23 protein-coding genes are annotated in these 20,681 nt (G+C 71.7%); 11 read left to right on the top strand and 12 right to left on the bottom strand.

What is annotated here, in order from left to right:
* Positions 1 to 414 precede the first annotated feature (414 nt).
* The gene (locus tag ACGF12_RS33955; protein ID WP_393038898.1) at positions 415 to 1,362 is read right to left on the bottom strand and encodes an alpha/beta hydrolase family protein; all 948 of its coding nucleotides are present in this window, start codon (positions 1,360 to 1,362) and stop codon (positions 415 to 417) included.
* Between the two features lie 167 nt (positions 1,363 to 1,529).
* Between ACGF12_RS33955 and ACGF12_RS33960 the strand changes: the two genes are divergently transcribed.
* Positions 1,530 to 2,123: a TetR/AcrR family transcriptional regulator gene (locus ACGF12_RS33960; protein WP_393038901.1), complete on the top strand. Its 594-nt coding sequence runs from the start codon at positions 1,530 to 1,532 to the stop codon at positions 2,121 to 2,123.
* Between the two features lie 100 nt (positions 2,124 to 2,223).
* Here ACGF12_RS33960 and ACGF12_RS33965 read toward each other — a convergent pair whose 3' ends face one another.
* Entirely contained in the window at positions 2,224 to 3,036 is an 813-nt protein-coding gene (locus tag ACGF12_RS33965; protein WP_393038975.1) for a class I SAM-dependent methyltransferase, read from the bottom strand.
* An 89-nt stretch (positions 3,037 to 3,125) separates the two neighbouring features.
* Between ACGF12_RS33965 and ACGF12_RS33970 the strand changes: the two genes are divergently transcribed.
* From ACGF12_RS33970 to ACGF12_RS33985, 4 genes are all read left to right on the top strand, one after another.
* Positions 3,126 to 3,395, top strand: a complete 270-nt coding sequence (locus ACGF12_RS33970) for a hypothetical protein (RefSeq protein ID WP_393038904.1) — start codon at positions 3,126 to 3,128, stop codon at positions 3,393 to 3,395.
* Positions 3,392 to 3,523: a hypothetical protein gene (locus ACGF12_RS33975; protein WP_393038907.1), complete on the top strand. Its 132-nt coding sequence runs from the start codon at positions 3,392 to 3,394 to the stop codon at positions 3,521 to 3,523. Before ACGF12_RS33970 ends, ACGF12_RS33975 begins: the two co-directional genes overlap by 4 nt.
* A 711-nt stretch (positions 3,524 to 4,234) precedes the next feature.
* Complete coding sequence (locus tag ACGF12_RS33980; RefSeq protein WP_393038909.1) at positions 4,235 to 4,870, top strand: DUF4360 domain-containing protein; 636 nt, start codon at positions 4,235 to 4,237, stop codon at positions 4,868 to 4,870.
* 599 nt (positions 4,871 to 5,469) lie between these two features.
* Positions 5,470 to 5,898 carry a PPOX class F420-dependent oxidoreductase gene (locus ACGF12_RS33985; protein WP_393038912.1) on the top strand — a complete coding sequence of 143 codons (429 nt, stop codon included), beginning with the start codon at positions 5,470 to 5,472 and terminating at the stop codon, positions 5,896 to 5,898.
* A gap of 126 nt (positions 5,899 to 6,024) precedes the next feature.
* Here ACGF12_RS33985 and ACGF12_RS33990 read toward each other — a convergent pair whose 3' ends face one another.
* The 3 genes from ACGF12_RS33990 to ACGF12_RS34000 form a co-directional block, all read right to left on the bottom strand.
* Positions 6,025 to 6,816, bottom strand: coding sequence for a putative protein N(5)-glutamine methyltransferase (locus ACGF12_RS33990; protein WP_393038915.1), 792 nt, complete (start codon positions 6,814 to 6,816; stop codon positions 6,025 to 6,027).
* A gap of 502 nt (positions 6,817 to 7,318) precedes the next feature.
* Positions 7,319 to 8,038, bottom strand: coding sequence for a ScbR family autoregulator-binding transcription factor (locus tag ACGF12_RS33995; RefSeq protein WP_393038918.1), 720 nt, complete (start codon positions 8,036 to 8,038; stop codon positions 7,319 to 7,321).
* Positions 8,039 to 8,394: 356 nt separating this feature from the next.
* On the bottom strand, positions 8,395 to 8,799 hold the full coding sequence (locus tag ACGF12_RS34000) for a RidA family protein (RefSeq protein ID WP_393038921.1): 405 nt from the start codon (positions 8,797 to 8,799) through the stop codon (positions 8,395 to 8,397).
* Between the two features lie 260 nt (positions 8,800 to 9,059).
* Between ACGF12_RS34000 and ACGF12_RS34005 the strand changes: the two genes are divergently transcribed.
* Entirely contained in the window at positions 9,060 to 9,686 is a 627-nt protein-coding gene (locus ACGF12_RS34005; protein ID WP_393038924.1) for a C40 family peptidase, read from the top strand.
* A 19-nt stretch (positions 9,687 to 9,705) separates the two neighbouring features.
* On the opposite strand, the gene ACGF12_RS34010 is transcribed toward ACGF12_RS34005, so the two are convergent.
* A complete protein-coding gene (locus tag ACGF12_RS34010; protein ID WP_393038927.1) occupies positions 9,706 to 10,182 on the bottom strand; it encodes a MarR family winged helix-turn-helix transcriptional regulator in 477 nt (158 codons plus the stop codon).
* Between the two features lie 106 nt (positions 10,183 to 10,288).
* On the opposite strand from ACGF12_RS34010, the gene ACGF12_RS34015 reads away from it, so the two are divergent.
* Positions 10,289 to 10,699: a VOC family protein gene (locus ACGF12_RS34015; RefSeq protein WP_393038929.1), complete on the top strand. Its 411-nt coding sequence runs from the start codon at positions 10,289 to 10,291 to the stop codon at positions 10,697 to 10,699.
* Positions 10,700 to 10,888: 189 nt separating this feature from the next.
* Here ACGF12_RS34015 and thrS read toward each other — a convergent pair whose 3' ends face one another.
* The 3 genes from thrS to ACGF12_RS34030 all read right to left on the bottom strand — a co-directional run bounded on the left by thrS (position 10,889) and on the right by ACGF12_RS34030 (position 13,586).
* A complete protein-coding gene (gene thrS / locus ACGF12_RS34020) occupies positions 10,889 to 12,142 on the bottom strand; it encodes a threonine--tRNA ligase (protein WP_393038932.1) in 1,254 nt (417 codons plus the stop codon).
* Positions 12,143 to 12,401: 259 nt separating this feature from the next.
* Entirely contained in the window at positions 12,402 to 13,133 is a 732-nt protein-coding gene (locus ACGF12_RS34025) for a leucine-rich repeat domain-containing protein (RefSeq protein ID WP_393038934.1), read from the bottom strand.
* Between the two features lie 147 nt (positions 13,134 to 13,280).
* Positions 13,281 to 13,586, bottom strand: a complete 306-nt coding sequence (locus tag ACGF12_RS34030) for a universal stress protein (RefSeq protein WP_393038937.1) — start codon at positions 13,584 to 13,586, stop codon at positions 13,281 to 13,283.
* Between the two features lie 199 nt (positions 13,587 to 13,785).
* Between ACGF12_RS34030 and ACGF12_RS34035 the strand changes: the two genes are divergently transcribed.
* The 3 genes from ACGF12_RS34035 to ACGF12_RS34045 all read left to right on the top strand — a co-directional run bounded on the left by ACGF12_RS34035 (position 13,786) and on the right by ACGF12_RS34045 (position 17,321).
* On the top strand, positions 13,786 to 14,031 hold the full coding sequence (locus tag ACGF12_RS34035) for a DUF1918 domain-containing protein (protein ID WP_393038940.1): 246 nt from the start codon (positions 13,786 to 13,788) through the stop codon (positions 14,029 to 14,031).
* Positions 14,032 to 14,464: 433 nt separating this feature from the next.
* On the top strand, positions 14,465 to 15,343 hold the full coding sequence (locus ACGF12_RS34040; RefSeq protein WP_393038943.1) for a universal stress protein: 879 nt from the start codon (positions 14,465 to 14,467) through the stop codon (positions 15,341 to 15,343).
* Between the two features lie 343 nt (positions 15,344 to 15,686).
* Complete coding sequence (locus ACGF12_RS34045; protein WP_393038946.1) at positions 15,687 to 17,321, top strand: bifunctional 3-(3-hydroxy-phenyl)propionate/3-hydroxycinnamic acid hydroxylase; 1,635 nt, start codon at positions 15,687 to 15,689, stop codon at positions 17,319 to 17,321.
* Positions 17,322 to 17,671: 350 nt separating this feature from the next.
* Here the strand turns inward: ACGF12_RS34045 and ACGF12_RS34050 are convergent, their stop codons facing one another.
* Both ACGF12_RS34050 and ACGF12_RS34055 read right to left on the bottom strand, forming a co-directional pair.
* Positions 17,672 to 18,994: a PP2C family protein-serine/threonine phosphatase gene (locus ACGF12_RS34050; protein WP_393038949.1), complete on the bottom strand. Its 1,323-nt coding sequence runs from the start codon at positions 18,992 to 18,994 to the stop codon at positions 17,672 to 17,674.
* Complete coding sequence (locus ACGF12_RS34055) at positions 18,994 to 19,224, bottom strand: hypothetical protein (protein WP_393038952.1); 231 nt, start codon at positions 19,222 to 19,224, stop codon at positions 18,994 to 18,996. The genes ACGF12_RS34050 and ACGF12_RS34055 overlap by 1 nt, the downstream gene beginning before the upstream one ends.
* Before the next feature lie 257 nt (positions 19,225 to 19,481).
* On the opposite strand from ACGF12_RS34055, the gene ACGF12_RS34060 reads away from it, so the two are divergent.
* Positions 19,482 to 19,937 carry a hypothetical protein gene (locus ACGF12_RS34060; protein ID WP_393038955.1) on the top strand — a complete coding sequence of 152 codons (456 nt, stop codon included), beginning with the start codon at positions 19,482 to 19,484 and terminating at the stop codon, positions 19,935 to 19,937.
* Positions 19,938 to 20,180: 243 nt separating this feature from the next.
* Here the strand turns inward: ACGF12_RS34060 and ACGF12_RS34065 are convergent, their stop codons facing one another.
* A complete protein-coding gene (locus ACGF12_RS34065) occupies positions 20,181 to 20,681 on the bottom strand; it encodes a hydrogenase maturation protease (RefSeq protein WP_393038958.1) in 501 nt (166 codons plus the stop codon).

Here is a 20,681-nt window from a genome sequence, read left to right on the forward strand (position 1 = left end):
TTGCTCATGTTGCTCTTGCCACTCACTACCTGAACTGCTTCCTCCGGGACCGTCCGTCCCAGTATCAGGCTGTCCAGTTCAGCGGGGGAACTTCACCTCCCCGCCACGGATGGCATGGTCGCGGCCGAAAGATTGCAGGCCAAAGCCCTGGTCACCCTCGACGCGCGGGTCTAGCATTCCCGGCACGGCGGCCCACCACAGCACCACCGGGCCGCCGGCCAGCGCAGCCACGTCGCGCCCCGGCGCGGCCGGCCTCCCAGCGGCCCGGCTCCCGGGGCTGCGGCAGCCCAGAGACACCCATGTCCCAACACCGCCCCATCGCACGCGCAATGTCCGTTTTGCCGGGACGGTCATGCTTGCCGAAGCGATCGCCCGCCGTTCAGCGAGACCCTCCGATGCCGTGCGCCTGGGTGCCTACTTGGCTTCGACTCGTCCGACCGGATCGGGGTCGGTTGCCAGCGCCTCACATGCGGTCCGCCAGGCCGTGTCGCCGGGATGGAGCCGGCTGCGGAGGTACGCGGCGGTGAGTCGCCCGACGGCGGCGACCCGTTCGGGGTTCTCGTCCGTGGTCTCGGCAGCGTCGTATCCGGCGATCCCGCCGAGTCCGTGCTCCGCCTCGAACAGGGTGAGCAGGGACTTGGGGCCGGGAGCAAGGGTGTAGGGGTCGGCGTGCCAGTCCGGGCCCATGTCGGTGAAGTGCCGGGAGTCGTCCTTGTCACCTGCGACGACCAGCGCAGGAGCGGTCATGGTGGAGAAGTCGACGGCTCCGATGATCGGCCACTGCTCGGCCATGGGCCCGTTGAGGGCGTCGCCACCCCTGCCGGGCGCGGCGAGCAGTACGCCCGCCTTGATCCGCGGCTCGACCAGGTGCACCACGCTTCCGGTGTCGGGGTCGTTGAGTCCGGCGCCCAGCAGGAGGGCGGCCGTGAAGCCGCCGAGCGAGTGCCCGGCGAGGGCGATCTTGGTGCGGTCGATCCGTCCCGCGAGCTGCGGCACGGTGCGTTCGATCACGTCGAGCCGGTCGAGGATGTGGGTCATGTCCTCGGCTCGGGAGCGCCAGAAGTCCGGTGCGCCGGGGGCGTCGGCGACCAGGTGGCTCAGCGTTCGGGAGGTGAGGTGGGTGGGCTGGAGGACGACGAATCCTTGTGCCGCCCAGGAGTTGGCGAGCGGCGCGTAGCCGTTCAGTGAGGAGAGGTTGTTCGAGGGGCCGTGGCCGTGGGAGAGCAGGATGACGGGAAGGCCGGTTCCGTACTCGGGCGCGGAGACGCGTATCTGGAGCTCCACGGGACGTCCGGGCACGGGCAGGACCACCGGGCTGTACGACAGGACGGGGACAGTCGCGGTGTGGGTGGATGCGCTCATGATGAGCGGTTCTCCTTCTGCGGTGAGTGCCGTCATTCGGCCCGGGCCGAATGACGGCAGGCAATGGTCGGCCGCGTCCCGCTTCGGCTAACCTGAAGCGGAACGCTATCCCACTTACTATCCGGAACATCGTTCCGCTTTGTCAATGAGTATTCGGAGGGAGAGCCGTGTCCAGCGAGAGCCCCACGGGGAAGGCGTCGGCCCGGAGCAAGCGGGCCGACGCGCTGCGCAATCAGCAGGCGCTGCTCGCGGCCGCCGCCGAGGTGTTCGTGACTTCCGGCGTCGACGCGCCGATCCGCCAGATCGCGGCCAAGGCGGGTGTCGGCACGGGAACGATCTACCGGCACTTCCCGACCCGGGCCGATCTCATCACGGCCGTCTACCGCCAGCAGATCGAGGAGTGCGCGCAGGCGGGCCCGCAGCTGCTGGCCGACGCCGACTCCCCGTTCACCGCACTGCGCCAGTGGATCGACCTTTTCGTCGACTTCCTGGTCACCAAGCACGGACTGGCCGACGCGATGCAGTCGGACAGCAGCGGCTTCGCCGCGCTGCACGGCTACTTCCTCGACCGCCTGCTGCCGGTCTGCGCGCGGTTGCTCGACGCCGCGGTCGAGGCAGGTGAGATCAGGGCGGGCACCCAGGCCTACGAACTGATGCGCGGCATCGGCAACCTGTGCATCGGAGGCGGTGACCCGCAGTACGATCCCCGGCGCCTGATCGAACTGCTCCTGTACGGACTGCAGCGTCCTCGGTCGGCGTGACCTCGGCGGCGACCGTTCGCCAGGCGCGGTCAGGTGTTCGCGGGGTGCGGGGTGGACAGGTCCCCGCCACCGCAATCGTCCGATACGAGCGCGCAGCGCTCTACCGGCGGACCGCCGAGACCAGTGCGCCGGGCCGCTCCTCGCGCTGCGGCGGGGTGCTGATCGGGCGGCCGTAGGCGGCAGCGCACTCGCGCAGGGTGTGACTGTCGGCCTCCCAGCCGTGCCCGGCCAGCCAGCCCACCGGATCGTCGGGCATCTCCGAGACCCACATGAACGCCGCCGATCCCGGCGCGGCGTCCGCGCCGAAGCGCTCGATCACGCCGCGCGAGCCCAATGTCAGCCCCATCCGACTGCCTGCCGCCGACTGCGCGCTGATCCGGGCCATCACCAGTTCCACCGCGTCCTCGGGCAGATAGATCAGTAGTCCTTCGGCGATCCACACGGTCGGCACGGCCGGGTCGTGCCCTGCGGCGGCCAGCGCGGCCGGCCAGTCCTCCCGCAGATCCACCGCGATGGTGATCCGCTCGCAGCGCGCGACGGCCCGCTCCTGGCGCAGCACCGAAGCCTTGAAGTCCAGTGGCGCGGCGGTGTCGACCTCGAACAGCCGGGTGCCCTCGGGCCAGTCCATCCGGAAGGCCCGGCTGTCCATGCCGGCGCCGAGCAGCACGACCTGCCGGACCCCGGACGCGGAGGCCTGCTGCAACAGGTCGTCGAGGAACTTCGTCCTGATGACGATGGAGAACGACACGGCCAGCCGGCGGCGTCGCGCGGCCTCGTCATCGGGCGGCGGCGAGGAGGGCCACAGGCCGCCGGCGGTGGCGAAGGCCTGTGCCAGTGGGTCGCGGAACAGCGCGTTCTCCCGCTCGGTCTCCAGCGCCCGCACCCTGGCCACCCCCACCGCCGTGGCCCACACTCCCGACGGCTGCGCCCGCTCCTGATCATCAGTCACCACGCCAGCCTAGATGATCGATCCCACGGAGCTCGATGAGAGGAGCCAGGTTCGTGCTCGGCCAGCCAGTCATGCGCACACTGACCGCCTACGACGCTGCGAGTGAGGTTGCTGCCGATCTGAATTCGCCAGCCTTGGTTGCGTGCCGCCCCGGCTTGGAGGTTCGGGCCGGGCAGGGGTGCACCGCGGTGGCGATGGGTTCCTGGTCCGGGCGGGATATCCCGGCGCTGACGGCGGCCGGCGGCCAACACATCCTGGCACGGCTCGTCACCCCGCTGTCCGCAGCTGTCCGCGCCAACTTCCGCAGCCCGGCGACCTGGTGACCGTCATCGCCAAGAAGGCGCCGACCGCCGGCACCGTCAGCCGGACCTGGCAGGCCCTGGATCCGGGGGAGGCCGGCACGGTGGAGGTCGCCCGGATCACCCGCCTCGACGAAGTCGTTTCGTTCTGACCAGTGCAAGCGCAACTGCGGTATTGGTGAGGCCAGTTCGGTGAACGACCCCATCGGACGTCGTCCTTGTGGTGTCAGCCGCCGAGGCTCTCGGCGACGTGGATGAGTTCCGCGCCCGAGAGCCGTGGTGGGGCGCCGGTGGCGACGATAAAGGTACAGGTCCCGTCCGACCACGTCAGCGAACGGGGACCGCCGTTGGGGTCCGGTTGCGTGATGGTCGCGGGGTGACCCTTGACTGTGGCGGCCCGGCCGTCCGGTGGCATGCTGTTCCGGAGGATCTGACTGATGATCAGGCGCCCGTGTACGTCGGGCTCCGTGCCCAGCGTATACCCGATGGCCCAGGGGGGCCGCTGCCCGGGCTGCGGCACCGAACGGCTGCTGCCCGGCCCACTCGGCCGACTTCGCCGCCCATCGGCCGTCGGCCGCAGCGTGAACACGTGCGGACGTGCCAGCGTTCGTACTCCTCCGGCGTCACAGTTCAGTCCTCCGTCAGCCTGACCCGCTTGGGGCAGCGGGCAGCCAGGTCGATCAGCGTGTTCCCTCCGACGACCTGTCGGACGGGGTCTCCGCGTTGAAGGCTGTTCGAGTGACTGGAGCGTCACCTTCTGTGCGCGAACACGCAACGTGTGGTGCGATGCCCACGTGAAATCCGGAGGTCGAGCTCGGAAAGCGACGCCCGCCCTGGATCCGTGAACGATTGAAGGGAAGCCCATGGTGCTCCGCATGCTGGCCGCGGCTGGTGTCGCCACATCATTGCTCGGCTCGTCCGCCTTCGGCGGCAACCCGACCCCGCCGCCGGAACGGATCGTCATCGACAGTGTGACGGCCAACGGTTCCGGCTGCCCGACGGGGACGGCCTCCGTGGGCGTGTCCCCTGACAACACCGCCTTCACCGTCACCTACAGTAACTACATCGCCCAGGTGGGGCCCGGGTCGGCGCCGACCGACAACCGGAAGGACTGTCAGCTCAAACTGCTGGTGCACGTCCCCGGTGGCTACACCTACGCGATCGTGTCCGCCAGTTACAGCGGCTTCGCGTCACTGGCGCCGGGTGCGTCCGGGACCGAGCGGGCCAGCTACCACTTCCAAGGCCACGCCCACCCCACCAGATCGACCCATCACTTCAAGGGCGGGTTCACCGGCAACTGGCAGACAACCGACACAGTGGACGTCGCCGCCCGGGTCTTCGCCCCCTGCGGGGAGGAGCGCACCCTCAACATCAACACCGAACTGCGGGTCGATCCCGGCACCTCGAGCCCGAGCGCCACCAGCTTCCTGGAGATGGATTCGACCGACGGCAGCATCAAGACCGTGTACAACCTGGCCTGGAAGAAGTGTCGGCGGTGATCTCCTTCCGTGATCTCCTGACGCTGCGATCGGCGGGTGCGTCCAGGTCAACGGGTCTCGCAATCGGTGGCAACACTGTCCGGTGATCACTGGAGCAGAGTGCGCCGGCGGATTCTCCGAACTGGCGGTCCTGGCCTCTTGGGGGGTTCGCTGGGATGGGACTCCGAGGTCGACAGCGCGGCGTGACCGACGGTCGATCTGGGCGAGCTTGTCATTGGCGCCGGCGAGGCCGATCCGAAGTCCTTCGACCTCGCCGAGCCCGCCCTCGCTTCGGCGGCGAGGTGGATGAGCTCCGGCTCCTCCACCTCACCCACTCAGTCCTGTCGCATGCGCGATGCCGGTATGACGTATCGTCAAACTCCCTGTGTCCAGCGGCTCACGGACGCGCGCAGCGGCTTACGGGTGCGCACCGTCCCCGTACACGCCCCCGCACTCGGTGACGAATCATCACTCCTTGTCGCCTCCCGACCCTGACCCGCTGCGGCCGCCGCCATCGGCGGATTGCACAGATCCCCGCCGTTTCGCTCCGATCGTCCCCACCGCGCAACACGCCTGCCGCGCCTTGACCTTCACACCGTGTGAAGCCCGATGATGCCCTCATGACCACCACTGCTTACGACCCGTACGCGCTCCTCGCGCAGAGCCGACTCGGCATCCTCGCCACCATCAAGGCGGACGGCCGGCCCCAGCTCTCCCCCGTCATGCCCTACTACGACCGCGAGGCGAACGTCATCCTGATCTCCACCCGGGAGGGGCTGGCCAAGACGGCGAACCTGCGCCGGGACGCACGAGTCAGCCTGGAGACGACCGGACCGGACGGCCGGTCCTGGGTCACCGCCGAGGGCGTCGCCACCCTCACCGGGCCGGGCACCGACCCGCACGGGCCCGAAGTCGAGGCGCTGGTCGACTACTACCGCCGGGCCGCCGGGGAGCACCCCGACTGGGCGGAGTACCGCGAGGCGATGGTCTCCGACCGCCGGGTGCTGCTCACCATCCCGGTCGACCACGTGTACGGGACCAGGATCTGAGAACACATGGCCTGAGAGGGCAGGGCCTGAGCACGCGGGCTCTGCGACCGCAGTGTCCGCGTAGCGAGGCATGACGGCCCGTCCCGGCCACCGGCACGGGGGTGCGGTGGCCGGGACGTTCGTCGTTCACGGTCGGGTCGCGGTGACCACCGTCGCGTCCAGTTCCTCGTCCCGGCTCACCACCGCTGCCAGGCCCGCCGCCAGCGCCACCGCCAGTGCGCCCGCAGCCTGCCGCTCGCTGGTCTCGAACAGCAGCGAGCCGCCCGCCGCCAGCCACCCCGGTGCCTCGGCGGCCACCCGGCGCAGCACGTCCAGTCCGTCGGCCCCGCCGTCCAGCGCGGGCCGGGCCTCGTGCAACCGGGCCTCGGGCGGCAGCAGTTCGAGGTCGCCGGTCGGTACGTACGGGACGTTGGCGATCAGCACCTCCACCCGCCCGCGCACCGCGTCGGGCAGGGCGGCGAACAGGTCACCCTCGAAGATTCGGGCGCCCGTTCCGGCCAGGTTGCGCCGGGCGCACCGGACGGCGGCCGGGTCCAGGTCGGCGGCGTACAGCTCGACGGGGTGTCCGGCGGTGGCCGTGACGGCGGCGCCGAGTGCGCCGCTGCCGCAGCACAGGTCGACCACCAGCGCACCGGGGCCGGTGAGTCGGGCGGCAGCGGCGGCCAGGAACTCGCTGCGTCGACGCGGAACGAAGACGCCGGGATCGACGGCGATCCGCAGACCGGCGAACTCGGCCCAGCCGACGACGTGTTCGAGTGGCCGCCCCTCCGCGCGGGCGCGGACCATGGCGGCCAGCTCGGCGGGTGTGGCGGCGGCGGTGAGCAGGATCCGCGCCTCGTCCTCGGCGAACACGCAACCTGCGGCGCGCAGCCGGGAGACGACCGAGGAACGGAGAGCGGCGGAGGAGAAGACCGGCAAAGGGAACCCCTTGGACAGGACAGGAGGAGAACGGAGGACTCCGTCAGGGCTCCCGCCAGGGCCGACGCCGCGTCGGCGCACCCGCGCTACGCGCGTGGGCCGCCCGCACGGCCGCGCTCCGGGAGCACCCGCTCGGACATACCGGTAATGGGTCTCACCTCCCTGCGTCGCGGTCGTATTCTGCGTCCGCCACCCTACCGCACCGACGCCGTCGGCGATCGAGCCGTTCCCACCGCCCTGGACCAACTCAGCCGAGGAAGTTGGCCACCAGGGTCACGGATTCCTCCCTCGTGGTGATCAGCGCACCGAGCTCCTCCGCCTTGGCCCGCTCGGAGCCTCCCGGCTGCCCGTACGCCACCCCCTGGTCTGCGTCGCCGTGGGCGCCGCCGTCTTCGCGCTCCCGCTGACGGCGTTCGCCCTTCTCCTACCGATCCCGATCGTCACGACTGCCTACTTCGCGGGGCTGCTTCCGTCCGGCCTCAGACCCCTCGGACCGGACCGGTCAGCCCACCCCGGCTCCGTTCACGACCGCCTCGGCGGCCTCGGCCTGACGCTCTGCCGGCTCCTCGCCGCCCTCCTCCGCCGCGCGGACCGCGGCGACCTCGGCGACCACCTGGGCGCCACGGTCCGGGCTCATCCGCAGCGAGCCGAGCACCCCGGGCACCGCGACGCCCGGCATCAGGTGCTGGAACAGCCCGGACATCCGCTGCTCCAGGTCGGCGCGACCGGAGAGCTTCTGCGACTGGATCTGCACGCCCGTCCAGGCGGCGGTGATCAGCCACGCGGTGTCGGCCGGCACGACGTGCGGGAGCAGCTCGCCGCGCTCACGGGCGGCGACCAGCAGCGTCTCCATCCGGCTGATCCAGCCGGGGATCGCGCCGCCGCCGATGTCGTCGAACACGTCCTGGCCGAGCGAGAGCCGGGCGCCCGCGCTGAGCAGCGGGTCACGCGGCATCAGGTGCGCGACGACCATCCCGGTGTCGACGAACTCCTGGAGCTTGCAGCTCCGTTCGGGCACACCGTCCTGGGCGAACTGCTCCTCCACGACGCCTTGCGCGAGATCCCGCTTCGAGGCGAAGTGGAAGTACACCGCGCCCCGCGTCACGCCCGCCCGGGAGACCACCTCCCCGATGGTGGCGCCCTCGTAGCCGCACTCGTCGAAGACCGACGCTGCGGCCTCCAGGATCAGCCGACGCGTCCGAAGCGCACGCTCCTGCCGCACCACCGCAACCACCCCGCCCTGAGCTCCCGCAAAACAAAACCAAACACCCCGTATCTTAGCTGCGGGCGACCCACGGGCGACAAGGCGATGACGGGGAATCGACTCAACCTCCCCTCTTCCCCCCACCCACCTGTTCATTTCTCCCCACGACCTGTCAGATCCCGGCAGCACGGGCCGATACGGAGCCTGTCACTGATCCGACGGCGGTCCCTCCCTCCACCCTCCATCTCCACCTTGAAACCGAACGATCGGTTTCTTTCAGTCGACTCACCCAGGAGTGGGTGTTCCGCGCCTGGATCGAGCCCCAGCTGGTCGCCCTGCTCGCAGACTCCTGGACCAGGGCACCCCGGGGCGCGTCACGGCAGCACGGCCACCGCCTCCACCTCGACCAGCTGGTCGGTGTAGCCGAGTACCGCGACGCCGAGCAGCGTGCTGGGGGCGTCGTGCTCCCCCATGTACTCCCGGTACACGTTCCACACCTTCACCAGGTCCGCCCGGTCACTGGAGGCCACGTACACGGTGGTCCGCGCGATGTCGGAGAGCCCCGCACCCGTGTCCTCCAGCACGGTTATCAGATTGCGCATCACCTGGTGGGCCTGCCCCTCGTAGTCGCCGACGGCGACCGTACGCCCCTCCTCGTCCAGCGGGCAGGCCCCGGCCAGCCACAGCGAGCGGGCCGGGGCGTCGACCGCCGCCGCGTAGGCGTAGTCGACGGCCGGGGTCAGGCGCGTGTTACGGACCAGCTTGACGGCGCTGTTCACGGGTTCCTCCGATGGTCGTGGCCGAACGTTCGCGCTCATCGTTGGCCTCTCACGAACGGTGGTCAAACGCATTTACGGCGAACTCCCAGCGGCGCCAGGGCCCCTGTGCTCACGATTCACCGTTGCGGGTGATGGCGCCCGGGTCCGCCGGACCGCGATCCTGGTGCCCGTCCGACGTGCGCCCCGCCGCACCCCGCCGCACCCGCCCACACGGACGACCACACCCAACCAACACCGCAGCAGCACTGGGGAGTCGACCGATGGAGTCCCAACCGCCCAACCGCGACCAGGCCTCCGCAGTCGGACGGCGCCGGATGCTCGGCCTCGCCCTCGGAGCGGGTCTCGTCCCGGCCCTCACCCCGACGGCCGAAGCAGCGGCCCATGCCGCCCAGGCCGCACCGCCGTCCGAGCCCGTCGCCGCCCTCGGCCAACGGGTCGCCGCCGTGGCCGAGGCCCAGATCGGCGTCCCGTACGCCTGGGGCGGCGGCGACCGGCTGGGCCCGAGCCTCGGCTTCTGCGACGACGCGAACGGCTACCTCAACGGCAAGTGTCTGGGCGAGACCACGATCGGCTTCGACTGCAGCGGACTGTCCCTCTACTGCTGGTACCGGGCCAGCCACGGCACCGTCGAGCTCGGGCACTACACCGTCGCCCAGTTCCACCTCGGCGCACCCGTCGAGCGCGACGACCTGGCCCCCGGCGACCTGCTGTTCTTCTCCCGCCCCGACGCGCCCCTGCACCACGTCGGCATCTACGCGGGCGACGGCGCGATGATCCACGCCGAGCGCACCGGCACGCTGATCGCCCGGGTCGAGCACGTCCTCGACGTCCCGCGCTGGGCGGGCGAGTTCGCCGGCGCCCGCCGTCCGGGGCCACCGAGCGCCTGAGGTCAGAGGGCGCCTGAGGTCAGAGGGCGCCGCGCCGCTCCTCCAGCCCGTGGTGCACCCGCAGCAGCAGCTCCCGCAGCGTCCGCCGCTCCCCCGCGTCCAACGGCGCCAGCAGCTCGTCCTGCACCGCCCGCGCCTGCCCCGCCAGCTCGGCCAGCAGCGCCCGCCCCGCCGGGGTGACCGACACCGAGACCCGTCGCCGGTCCCGCTGGTCCCGGGTGCGCTCGACGTACCCGGCCGCACCGAGCTGGTCGACGACCTTCGCCAGGTCGCTCGGGTCGATGCCCAGTCGCTGCACCAGGTCCCGCTGCGCCTGCGGCCCGAAGTCGGCCAGCGCGGCGAGCACCGCCAAGTCCCAGAGCCGCAGGTCGCGTTCGGCCAGCTGCTCGGCGAGCCGACCGCGCGCGGTCCGGCCGATCCGGGCGAGCAGGAAGGTGCTGAGGTCGAGCAGGGTCGGCGGCAGCCCGTCGGACGGGGCGGGGTCATCGGAGGCCATGGCGGCATTCTAGGGTCCGTACCTATAGTGGGTCTCGACCCAATAATTTGCCCCGCCACTTGACCCACCTCATCGCCCGCACATTCCGACCCCAGGAGTTCCTGCCGTGGACGCCCTGTACCCCCGCCTGCTCGTCACCCGCTTCGCCGAGTGCTTCGACTTCTACCGCGCGGTCCTGCCCGCGCTCGCCGGCGCCACCCTCATCAAGGGCACACCCGAGGGTCCGTACGCCAACTGGGACGTCGAGGACCAGGCCGTCCTGGTGCTCTTCGACCGCTCCGCGATGGCCGCCACCCTCGGCACCGCCGACCTGCCCGCCCGCCCCGCCGCACCCGCCCAGGATTCCGCGATGCTGGTCTTCCGGGTCGACGACGTGGACAAGGCCCTCGCCCACTGCCTCGACCACGGCGGCACCCTCGCCGCCCCGGCCACCGACCGCCCGGAGTGGGGCCCGAACCTGCGCAGCGCCCATCTGCGCGACCCGGAGGGCCACCTGATCGAGCTGCAGTCCTACTGACGGCCGGGGGCCGGGCAGCCGCCTGACCCTCCGCCCTTCGAATCGCTCAGCCGCGAGGGCCCGGCGGCGGCCGCGGACCTCGGCCGCCGCGCCCTTTCGACGGACGGCCGCCGCCCACGGTGCCGCCGACACCCCGCGCACCGCACTAGTCGTACGCATGCCGCCGGTTCACCCGGCGGACTCCTCCTCCTACAGCTCGGCACTGCACCCGGCGACCAGCGCGCCGATCCGCGCCCAGGCCTCCTCGGCCGCCATCGGCTCCAGTCGGCGGCCGTCCCGCAGCCGCAACGCGACCCGGTCGTCCACCGCCTCCTTGGCCCCGATCACCGCCTGGTACGGCACCAGCCGGGCCTCGCGGATCCGGGCGCCGAGGCTGCCGTGCTCCGGTCCGGCGATCTCGGCGCGCAGTCCGAGGTCCAGGCAGCGCTGCCGCAGCCGCTCGGCCTGCGGGACTTCGGCGTCGGAGATCGGCAGCAGTACGACCTGGGCCGGTGCGAGCCAGGCCGGGAACGCCCCGCCGTAGAGCTCGATCAGGTGGGCGACCACCCGCTCGACGCTGCCGATCACGCTGCGGTGCACCATCACCGGGCGGTGCTTGGCGCCGTCCGGGCCGATGTAGTGCAGGTTGAAGCGCTCGGGCTGGTGGAAGTCGATCTGGACGGTGGAGAGGGTGAACTCGCGCCCGGCGCCGTCGGCGATCTGCACGTCGATCTTGGGACCGTAGAACGCGGCCTCGCCCTCCGCCGCCTCGAACGGCACCCCGGAGCGCTCCAGCACATCAGTCAGCAGCGCGGTGGCACGCTTCCAGAGGGCCGGGTCGGCAACGTACTTGCCGCCCTCGCCGGGCAGCGAGAGCCGGTAGCGGACCGGCACGATGCCGAGCGCGCGGTGCGCCTCGCGGATCAACTCCAGTGCGGCGACGGCCTCGTCGGCGGCCTGCTCGGGGGTGCAGAAGACGTGCGCGTCGTTCAGCTGGATCGCCCGGACCCTGGTCAGCCCGCCGAGCACACCGGACAGCTCGGAGCGGTACATGCCACCCAACTCAGCTATCCGCAGCGGGAGTTCCCGGTAGCTGTGGGGACGGGAGCGGAAGATCAGCGCGTGGTGCGGGCAGAGGCTCGGGCGCAGCACCATCTCCTCCGAGCCGAGTTCCATGGGTGGGAACATGTCCTCGCGGTAGTGGTCCCAGTGACCGGAGATCTCGTACAGCTCCCGCTTGCCGAGCACCGGCGAGTACACGTGGCGGTAGCCGGCCCGGCGCTCGCGGCCGCGGATGAACTCCTCCAGGGTGTGTCGGATCGCGGCGCCGTCGGGCAGCCAGTACGGAAGGCCGGAGCCCATCAGCGGGTCGGTGTCGAACAGGTCGAGTTCGCGACCGAGCTTGCGGTGGTCGTGCTTCGGCTGGTCGTGCAGGGGCTGGCTGTTCGGGGACTGGTTGTTCATGGGGGTCGTCTCCACTCTGGTTCCGCGGGCGAGTGGATCCGGAGACGACGAAGCCCCGGGGCACTCGCCCCGGGGCTTCGGACTAGGTCAGCAGTCAGCGCGCCGGGACTCTCTCCGGCGTCGTCGTGGCGAGTGCAGCGCGCTTCATGTCGTCCACGGTAGCAGGCCTGCGGCGGTCTTGTTGATCTTTTCCCCGCCGCACGCCTCCGCCGGTTCCCCGTCGGCTCCCCGCCCGTACCCCTCCGCACCGGAACCGGCCTCAGAACAGCACCACGCACCCGCGCGCAGCGAGCGCGTCCAGCAGCCGGGCCGGCGGCCGTACCTCGTTCCACCGCAGGTCGAGCTTCTCCAGCGCGGGCAGCGCGGTCGGACCGGCCAGCCAGTCCGGCAGTTCGGCGATCCGGTTGCCGCGCAGGTCCAGCCGGCGCAGCCGCGGCAGCCCGGCCAACGCGGCCGGAAGCTCGGCGAAGGCGTTCTCCCGCAGTTCCAGCTCCCGCAGTTCGGCGAGCCGGCCGACGGAGTCCGGCAGCGCCGTCAACTCGTTGCCGCGCAGCCAGAGTTCACGCAACGCGCCGAGACCGCCGATCGACTCCGGCAGGGCAGTGAGCCGGTTCCGCTGAGCGCGCAGTTCGACCAGGGCCGCCATCTCGCCGATGGTGGAAGGCAGTTCGGTGAGCCGGTTCTCGCCGACGTTGAGGTAGCGCAGCTCGGTGAGCCGCCCGAGCGCCTCCGGCAGGGCGGTCAGCGCGTTGTCGTGCAGGTAGAGGAAGTCCCCGAGCGCGGCGAGTCCGCCCAGTTCGGCGGGCACCTCGGCCAGCCGGTTGTGCCCGAGGTCGAGGGTGCGCAGCCGGGCCAACCGGCCGATACCGGGCGGAAGTTCGGCGATCCCGGTCTCGGCGAGGATGAGCACGGTCAGCTCGGCGCGGTCCCACAGCTCCGGCGGCACTTCGCCGAGCGGCTGCTTCCAGAGGTTGAGCGTCACGTCCGTCATGCCTGCGCCCCTCGGGTCGATGCGGGGTGGTGGAGGAGGTCCTCCGGGAACTCGGCGAGCGTACCGTGGGCCTCCTCGGTGGCGCCGGGCAGCCCCGGCCCAGTCCGAGCTGCCGGCCGAGGATGCCGCCGGCACCGTCGGACAGCTTCACCAGGACCTCGCCGGCCTTCCCGTGCCCCACCCGTCCCCGCGGACGACTCCCGGTTCCGGGATCGCCTCCCACCCGACCACCTCGGCGAGCGTCGCCCCGGCCACCTCGTCGGGCTCCTCGGCGGACACGGTCATGGGCAATCCGTAGACACCCGGCTGATCCCAGCTGGTCACCGCTTCCACGACGCCCCCGGTCAGTCGGGCCTCCTCCGGAGCCCGACGCACCGCCGCTCCGGACGGGCGCGAGCCGTCCAGAGCGACGATGATCCGCCGTATCTCCGTTGTCCGGCCGGCGCCGTTCATGTCGTTCAGCTCCGTGCAGTGCGGTCATTCCGCCGCACCCACGCTCCCCGGCCCACCGTCCGCCGAGCACCGGCCGCTCGGGTCGGCGGGCCCCTTGCCCGGGACCATCCGGCCCCTGCGGCGCCCGGCCTGCCGTGGTGGCATGGGAGTACGGACGGCCGGGCGTGCCCCGACCCCGCACCGACCCAGGGAGGACGGCATGAAAGCCGCCGTGGGAGACCGCATCATCGTCCAGGCCACCCTGCCGGGCGCGGCCCGCAGGGACGGCGAGATCGTCGGACTGCACCATCCGGACGGCAGTCCGCCATGGGACGTGCGATGGTCCGACAACGACCGGGTGACCGAGTACTTCCCCGGCCCGGACGCGCTGATCCACCACTACCACCACGCATCCGAGGACGCCGCAGCGACCCTTCCGCCTCACCCGCACCTGTTCGTCGACTGACGGACCGCCGCCGTGACCGTCTCCGCCCCGAACCCACGCCGCTCCAGCGGCGGTTGGCCGGGCTCGGCCAACTCCCGCCCGCCGCACGGCGGATCTGTTCCCCGCAGATGCCTGCCGCGGCCGTTTCCGAAAGGCCGGCCTGCCTGACCGTCGACGTCCGCCGACGGATCGAGGAGGGGTTCGGACGGGCGGGTCGGCCGGGTGACAACCTCGATCCGGACCGAAGTGGCCACCTCCTCGTTCGGCCGGTGTTCCACTCTGCCGCCGTCGACGGTCCGCCCCCAGGACTCCGAGGGCCGGCCCGAGTCGCCGGTCGGAGGTGTCACAGGTGGGGCCGCCGGGCTCACGGCCCTGGGCCGGTCGGCCCTCGTGCCGGGCCCCGGGCCTGCCTAACGTGGAAGCAGGGTCCGGTCGTCTGGTCCGAGGAGGAACCATGACACCCGTGAGTTCGGACGGCCCGCGCCGTCCCGTCGTCCTCGGCGTCGACGCGCTCGACACCAGCCGGATGACCGCTGTCTGGGCCGCCGACGAGGCCGACCGCCGCGGGCTGCCGCTGCGGCTGGTACACGCCGTCCCGTCCCTGTTCCATGAGTTCGGCGTCTTCGACGAGGGCCGCTACCGCAAGGCCCTGCGCCACCGCGCCGACCAGGCGCTCGACCGGGCCGCCCGCGCCGCCCGCGGGCGGCACCCGGGTCTGGAGCTCGTCACGGCGGTCGACGAGGACCTCCCGGCCCTGGTGCTGTACCGGGAGTCCGTCCACGCCGAGCTGATCGTCCTGGGCTCGCGCCGGCTCAGCCGGACCCAGGAGGTGCTGAGCGCCTACTCGGTGACCGTCCCGGTGAGCGCCCAGTCCCCCTGCCCGGTCGTGGTCGTCCGCGACCCCGAGCACGTCACCCAGGATCCGCCGTACGTCGTGGTCGGTGTGGACGGCAGCCCGTCCTCGCAGGCCGCCGTCGCCTTCGCACTCGACCTCGCCGCCGAACGGCAGGCCGCCCTGCGCGCCGTCTGGGTGTGGCAGCGCCCACCGGTCGGCAACCTCGACGAGGCCACCACCGAACACACCCTGCGCCAGCTGCTCTTCGAGTCCACCGCCGGCCGGCACGAGCGCCACCCCGACGTGACCGTGACCCACGAACTGGTGCACGGCCACCCGGTCGAGGAGCTGGGCGCCGCGTCCGAGCACGCCCTCGCCGTGGTCGTCGGCCGCCGCGGGCAGGGCGGTTTCACCGGCATGCGGCTCGGCTCCGTCCCCCACGGCCTGCTGCACCGCGCGCACTGCCCGATCGCGATCGTGCCCACTCCCCGGCGCTGACCAGGGGTCCGCTGACCCCGGGGTGCCGGCGCAGATCAGGCCCGGACCGTGCGGGCACGGTCCGGCCCGCGCGCGGTCCGGCATGGGCGGATCTACGATGGTTGGGCCTGGCGGGCATCGTCGAGGCCGCCGACCAAGAGGCCGTAGTGGCCGCGACCCCGGCCAGTGGTGCCGCAGGCGATGCCCGTAGTACGAGACTGCGGGCCTTCAACAAGGACGGGCTGGGTCGTCGCCAGGGCAGCGGACTGAGACAGCCTGTCCACGGCTGCGGCGGCGCGTCCTCGCCTCCTGCTGCCGAACCCCCGGTTTGTGCTGCTGTCTCCCGGTCGATCCGGAGCCTGCGATGTCCCCTGTAGCGCGACGTGATGCCGAGCCCGGCGGCTCGGCGGAGAAGCAGAACACGCCCGAGTTCGATGTGGTGATCGTCGGCTACGGTCCGGTGGGGCAGCTGACGGCACGGTTGCTCGGAGGCCGGGGCTGGCGGGTGGGTGTTGTCGAGCGCTGGCCGGAAGCGTACAAGCGGCCCCGGGCCGTGGGCTTCGACGACGAGATCGCCCGAATCCTCGCCGCCGCCGGACTCACCCGGCAGTTCCCGTACTTCAGCGAACCCGCACCCGACTACGAGTGGCGCAACGCCGCGGGCCAGACCCTGCTGTACTACAACCGGCGGCGGATCGGGGCCTCGGGCTGGCCCCAGGTGAACAGGTTCCACCAGCCCCACCTGGAGCAGGCTCTCGATGCCCGGGTCCGCGAGTTGCCCTCGGTACAGGTCCGCCGTGGCCACGAGGCGACCGAACTGGCCGATCTCGGCGACCTGGTCGAGGTGACCGTTCGCGGTCCAGATCAGCAGCACTACACACTGCGCGCGGCGTACGTCATCGGCTGCGACTGCGCCAACAGCTTCGTCCGCGAGCGCATGCGGACCTCCGTGACCGATCTGGGGTTCTTCTTCGACTGGCTGATCGTGGACGTCATCCCGCACGACCCCTGGCCCCAGATCAACCTTCAGATCTGCGATCCGGCCCGGCCCACCACGCTCGTCTCCGGCGGACCCGGCCGGCGCCGCTGGGAGTTCATGCGCCTGTCCGGCGAAAGCGTCGAGGACCTCAACCGGCCCGAGACGGCCTGGCAACTGCTGAAGCCGTGGAACCTGACCCCCGACAACGCCACCCTGGAGCGCCACACCGTCTACACCTTCCAAGCCCGTTGGGCCGACAACTGGCGTGACGGCCGACTGCTGCTGGCCGGGGACGCTGCCCACCAGATGCCCCCGTTCGCCGGACAGGGCATGTGCTCCGGCATGCGGGACGCCGCGAATCTCGCCTGGAAACTCGACCTCGTCCTGCGCGAGACCGCACCCCTCACCCTGTTGGACACCTACACCAGCGAGCGCCGCGCGCACGTCCAACATGCCATCGGCGACTCCATCGAGCTCGGCAAGGTCTGCTGCGTCACCGACCCCGGGGCGGCCGCCGCCCGCGACGAGGCCATGCTCAAGGCCGACGCCCGCCCCGAGCTCGCACTGCCGCCGATTCCCCCGGCGATCCTCGGCCCCGGCCTGCTGCACAGCTCCCCCGACGGGCAGCTCGTCCCGCCGGCCGGGCACCTCGCCAGGCAGGGGTGGGTGCGCGCACCCGACGGCCGTACCGGACTGCTGGACGAGATCGTCGGAACCGGCTTCCACGTCATGGCCATGGCCGACCCCCGCCCCCACCTGTCCGTCGGCCAACGCGATTTCCTGGCCTCCATCGGCACCCGTCTGATCCACATGGCCCCACCGGACCAGCTCACGCCCGAGGATGCACGGCGGGCGGGGCTCGACACGGTCGGCGACCTCGACAACGTCCTGCGGGACGCCGGTCACGCCGCAGCCATCGTCCGCCCCGACTTCTACCTGTACGGCACCGCAGCCAGCCTCACCGACCTGCCTGAGCTCGTCGACGAGCTGCGTGCCGGTCTCGCCCGAACCACGCGATGACTGCGGCGGCGGTCCTGCTCTCGGCCTCCGCCGGCGCCGAGGCGAAGGCGGCCTCGCCCGCGGACGTTCCGCAGCCGCCCTCGACGGCCGACCAGGAGAAGGGCATGCCGCTGGCTGGAGTCCGGAGAGACGGCCGGCCGCACATTCCAGTACGTCCGCACGTACTCGCCGATCGGGAGCCACTCCGGATCGGGTGACCTCCTGGGGCTCGGGCGGGGCGGCCGTGAGTGTCGCCGAGGAGGGCGGGCCGGCCGCTCGCTGGATTGACGGTCCCGGGTCCATTGGGCCGCGTTCCTGACAGGCCCGGGTTCGGTGGGCCTGGTTCGTCGCGTACCTGCCTGGGCGCCCGGTCAGGTGCGTGGGGTGCGGAGGGCGAGGACGGCCATGTCGTCGTGGCCGTCGCTGGGGTGGTGGTCGGCCAGGGTTTGGACGAAGTCCCGCAGGGGCAGCGCGGCGTGTTCGGTGGCGAGGGCCGCCAAGCGCTCCAGCCCTGCTTCGATCGGGTGTTTCGGGTGTTCGAAGAGCCCGTCGGTGAAGAAGATCACTGTGGAGCCCGCCGACATGAGGTGGGTGTGGTCTGCGCGCGGTTGGGCGGTGTCGACGCCGAGGGGCAGGTCGGGGTCGGCGTGCAGGTAGCGGGCTCGGTGGTCGGGGGTGATCAGGAGTGGTGGGGGGTGTCCTGCGGTGCTCCAGCGCAGTGTCCAGGTGCCCGGCTGGGCGGGTTCGATGCGGGCGAGGCATGCGGTGGTGACGGGCTGGTCGGTGATCGCTTCGAGGGCCCGGTCGAGGTGGGCGAGGACGACGCTGGGTGGGGTGCGCTGATCGTAGAGCAGGGCGCGCAGCATGTTGCGGATCTGGGCCATGGCGGCGGCGGCCTCCAGGTCGTGGCCGACGACGTCGCCGATGACGGCTGCGCAGGCGTGGTCGGGGACCAGGAGTGCGTCGTACCAGTCTCCGCCGATGCGGCCGGGTGTACTGGCGGGACGGTAGGCCGCGGCGGCGTCGAAGGGGCGCAGATCGGGCAGGCGGGGCAGCAGTATGCGTTGGAACTGTTCGGCGTCGAGGCGGGTCTGCTCATACAGGCGGGCGTCGTCGATGGCCAGGCCCGCAGCGCTGGCGAGTGCGACGATGAGTGCTTCGTCGTGGGCGTCGAAGGGCTGGCCGTCGCGCCGTTCGGCGACGTAGAGGTCGCCGTAGATCTTGCCGCGGGTGCTGATCGCGGCCCCGAGCAGAGTACGCATCGGGGGGTGACCGGGCGGGAAGCCGGCCGAGTCGGGGTGGGCGGCGATATCGTCGACGCGCAGCGATTCGGGGTGGGTGATCAGGTGCCGTAGCAGGCCGCGGCCGCGCGGGAGGTTCACCTCGCCCAGGTCGGCCCGCTCCTGCTCCGACAGGCCGACCGGGATGAACCGGTGGAGGTGCTCACCGCTCTCATCGAGCACGCCGAGCGCGCCGTAGCGGGCGCCGACCAGTTCCATCGCGGTATCGACGATCAACTGCAGCACCACGGGCAGGTCCACGTCCCGGCCGAGGACCGCCTCGTACAGGTCGTGCAGCCGGTCCTGGGCCCGGGCCAGCGACCTGAGCTGCTCGGCGATCTGTTCGAGCTCGACGCCCAGACGCAGACGCCGGGACTCGTCCGACGGCTGGGAGTCGTTCTGGTTCCTTGCCATCACCGGCGCCTGTTCGTCTGCTGTTCGATCACAGTGGCCTTGAGCCGGTACGAGTCGACGCCGGACCGGATCAGGGGGACCGCTTTCCGGCGGCGGACCTCGACCTCCTGGGCCGACGCCTGCGCCTGGGCCGACGCCTGCGCCTGCGCCTGCGCCTGCGCCAACAGCGAGGGGTGCAGCAGACGATCCCGGCGAATCGGCCCATAAAGCCGCTCATGCGATCTGTACACCCGCGGACTCCTGAACGACCGTGATCAACGACGCACAAGCGTGACCCGCCGAACGGCCGACACCAGGCATTACGCCGGAAGCGGCATGTCACACATGATCAGAGCACGTGGCGCCTGATCAACTTGTCGAAACCGTGGCTCCCGCTCTCGCTACCGGAGCGGACCACCGCCACCGGGCAGGTCGTGCCCGGCAGACGCTCGGGCGCCCCGGCCTGACGGGTCTTGATTGCGGACCGACGACGCGCTGCAATGTCGTGGTGAACGAGAAGATCAAGCACCGCGGGCAGGATGTCGAGACGCCGCTCCAGGCAGCCGACGTGTTACCGGACGGGAACTCCCGCCTCCTGGACGCGTCGTGGCCGTTCGCGCGGCGAGTGGAGGCGCTCGCCCGCACCTGGGAGGAGAGCGGCCGGGACGGTCGCTGGCTGGCGAACGGGAAGGCGTTCTTCGCCCTTCAGTGCTGGTTCCTCGCGGCCGAACGGCACCATGAGGCCTTGGACGGGACGGCGGCGGACTACGTGCGGCATGCCTTCGACGCCATCGGTGGAACGCGGGGCTGGGACGCCATGCTGGCGGAGAAGGCGCGCTGCTCCTGCCACTTCGACAGCTGGCGGCTGGAGAACATCAGTGTCTGCCTCGGCTGCCTGCGGTACCTCTGCTACCAGCACCCGCGCCGGTGCGGACCGGACTGCGACGGCGAGATCGTCGGCTGAGACTACCCGGATCAACGGCGGGAGGGGGATCGCGTCAATGGCGCAGCGGGCGGCGGGCCGGAGGCCCTCCCCCGCCCAGCTGCTCACCGTGGCGCCGTTCCCGTTCCTGGCCCGGGGCGCGGACGAACTGCGGCGGGCAATCGTCCGCCACTGCAGCTCGGCGAACCTGACGCCGGTGCACGAACGGGTGGAAGCCGACGCCCTGGACGGTGCCGTAGACCTCGATCAGCCGCAGATCGGTGGTCAGGGCCCCGGAGCCTCCGCCCGGTGTTCCTCCACCGCCCGCCGGACCTCGGCGACGGCACGCGGCACCGCGTCGGCGACGGCCGGGCTCAGGCCCTCGCCGATCGAGAAGTCCGCGCCCTCCACCGCGACGATCAGCAGTTCACGCGGCAGCTTGGCGAGCGCGGCGGCCAGGGCGACGGCGTGGCCGAGGCCCAGGCCGTGGGTGCCTGCCGCCGCCTCCTCGTCCGCCAGCGGATCGGCGAGCAGGTGGTCGGCGTCGACGGTGACCCGGTGAATCCGCCCCGGCTCGCCCGGGTGGCTGTGCACCGCGTCGACCACGACGGCGAGATCGGCGCCCTCCCACAGCTCCATCAGCCGGGTGGGTTCGCCGTCGCACAGGGTGATCCGGTCGACGGGGAGGTCATCGGTCGCGAGCTGCGCCAGGACGGAAACGGCGGCGCCGTCGTCGTGGCGGTACTCGTTGCCGACGCCGATGACGACGACTCGTTGGTCCGCCAT

The sequence above is a fragment of the Kitasatospora sp. NPDC048296 genome, from assembly GCF_043201815.1.
Taxonomy (GTDB): Bacteria; Actinomycetota; Actinomycetes; order Streptomycetales; family Streptomycetaceae; genus Kitasatospora.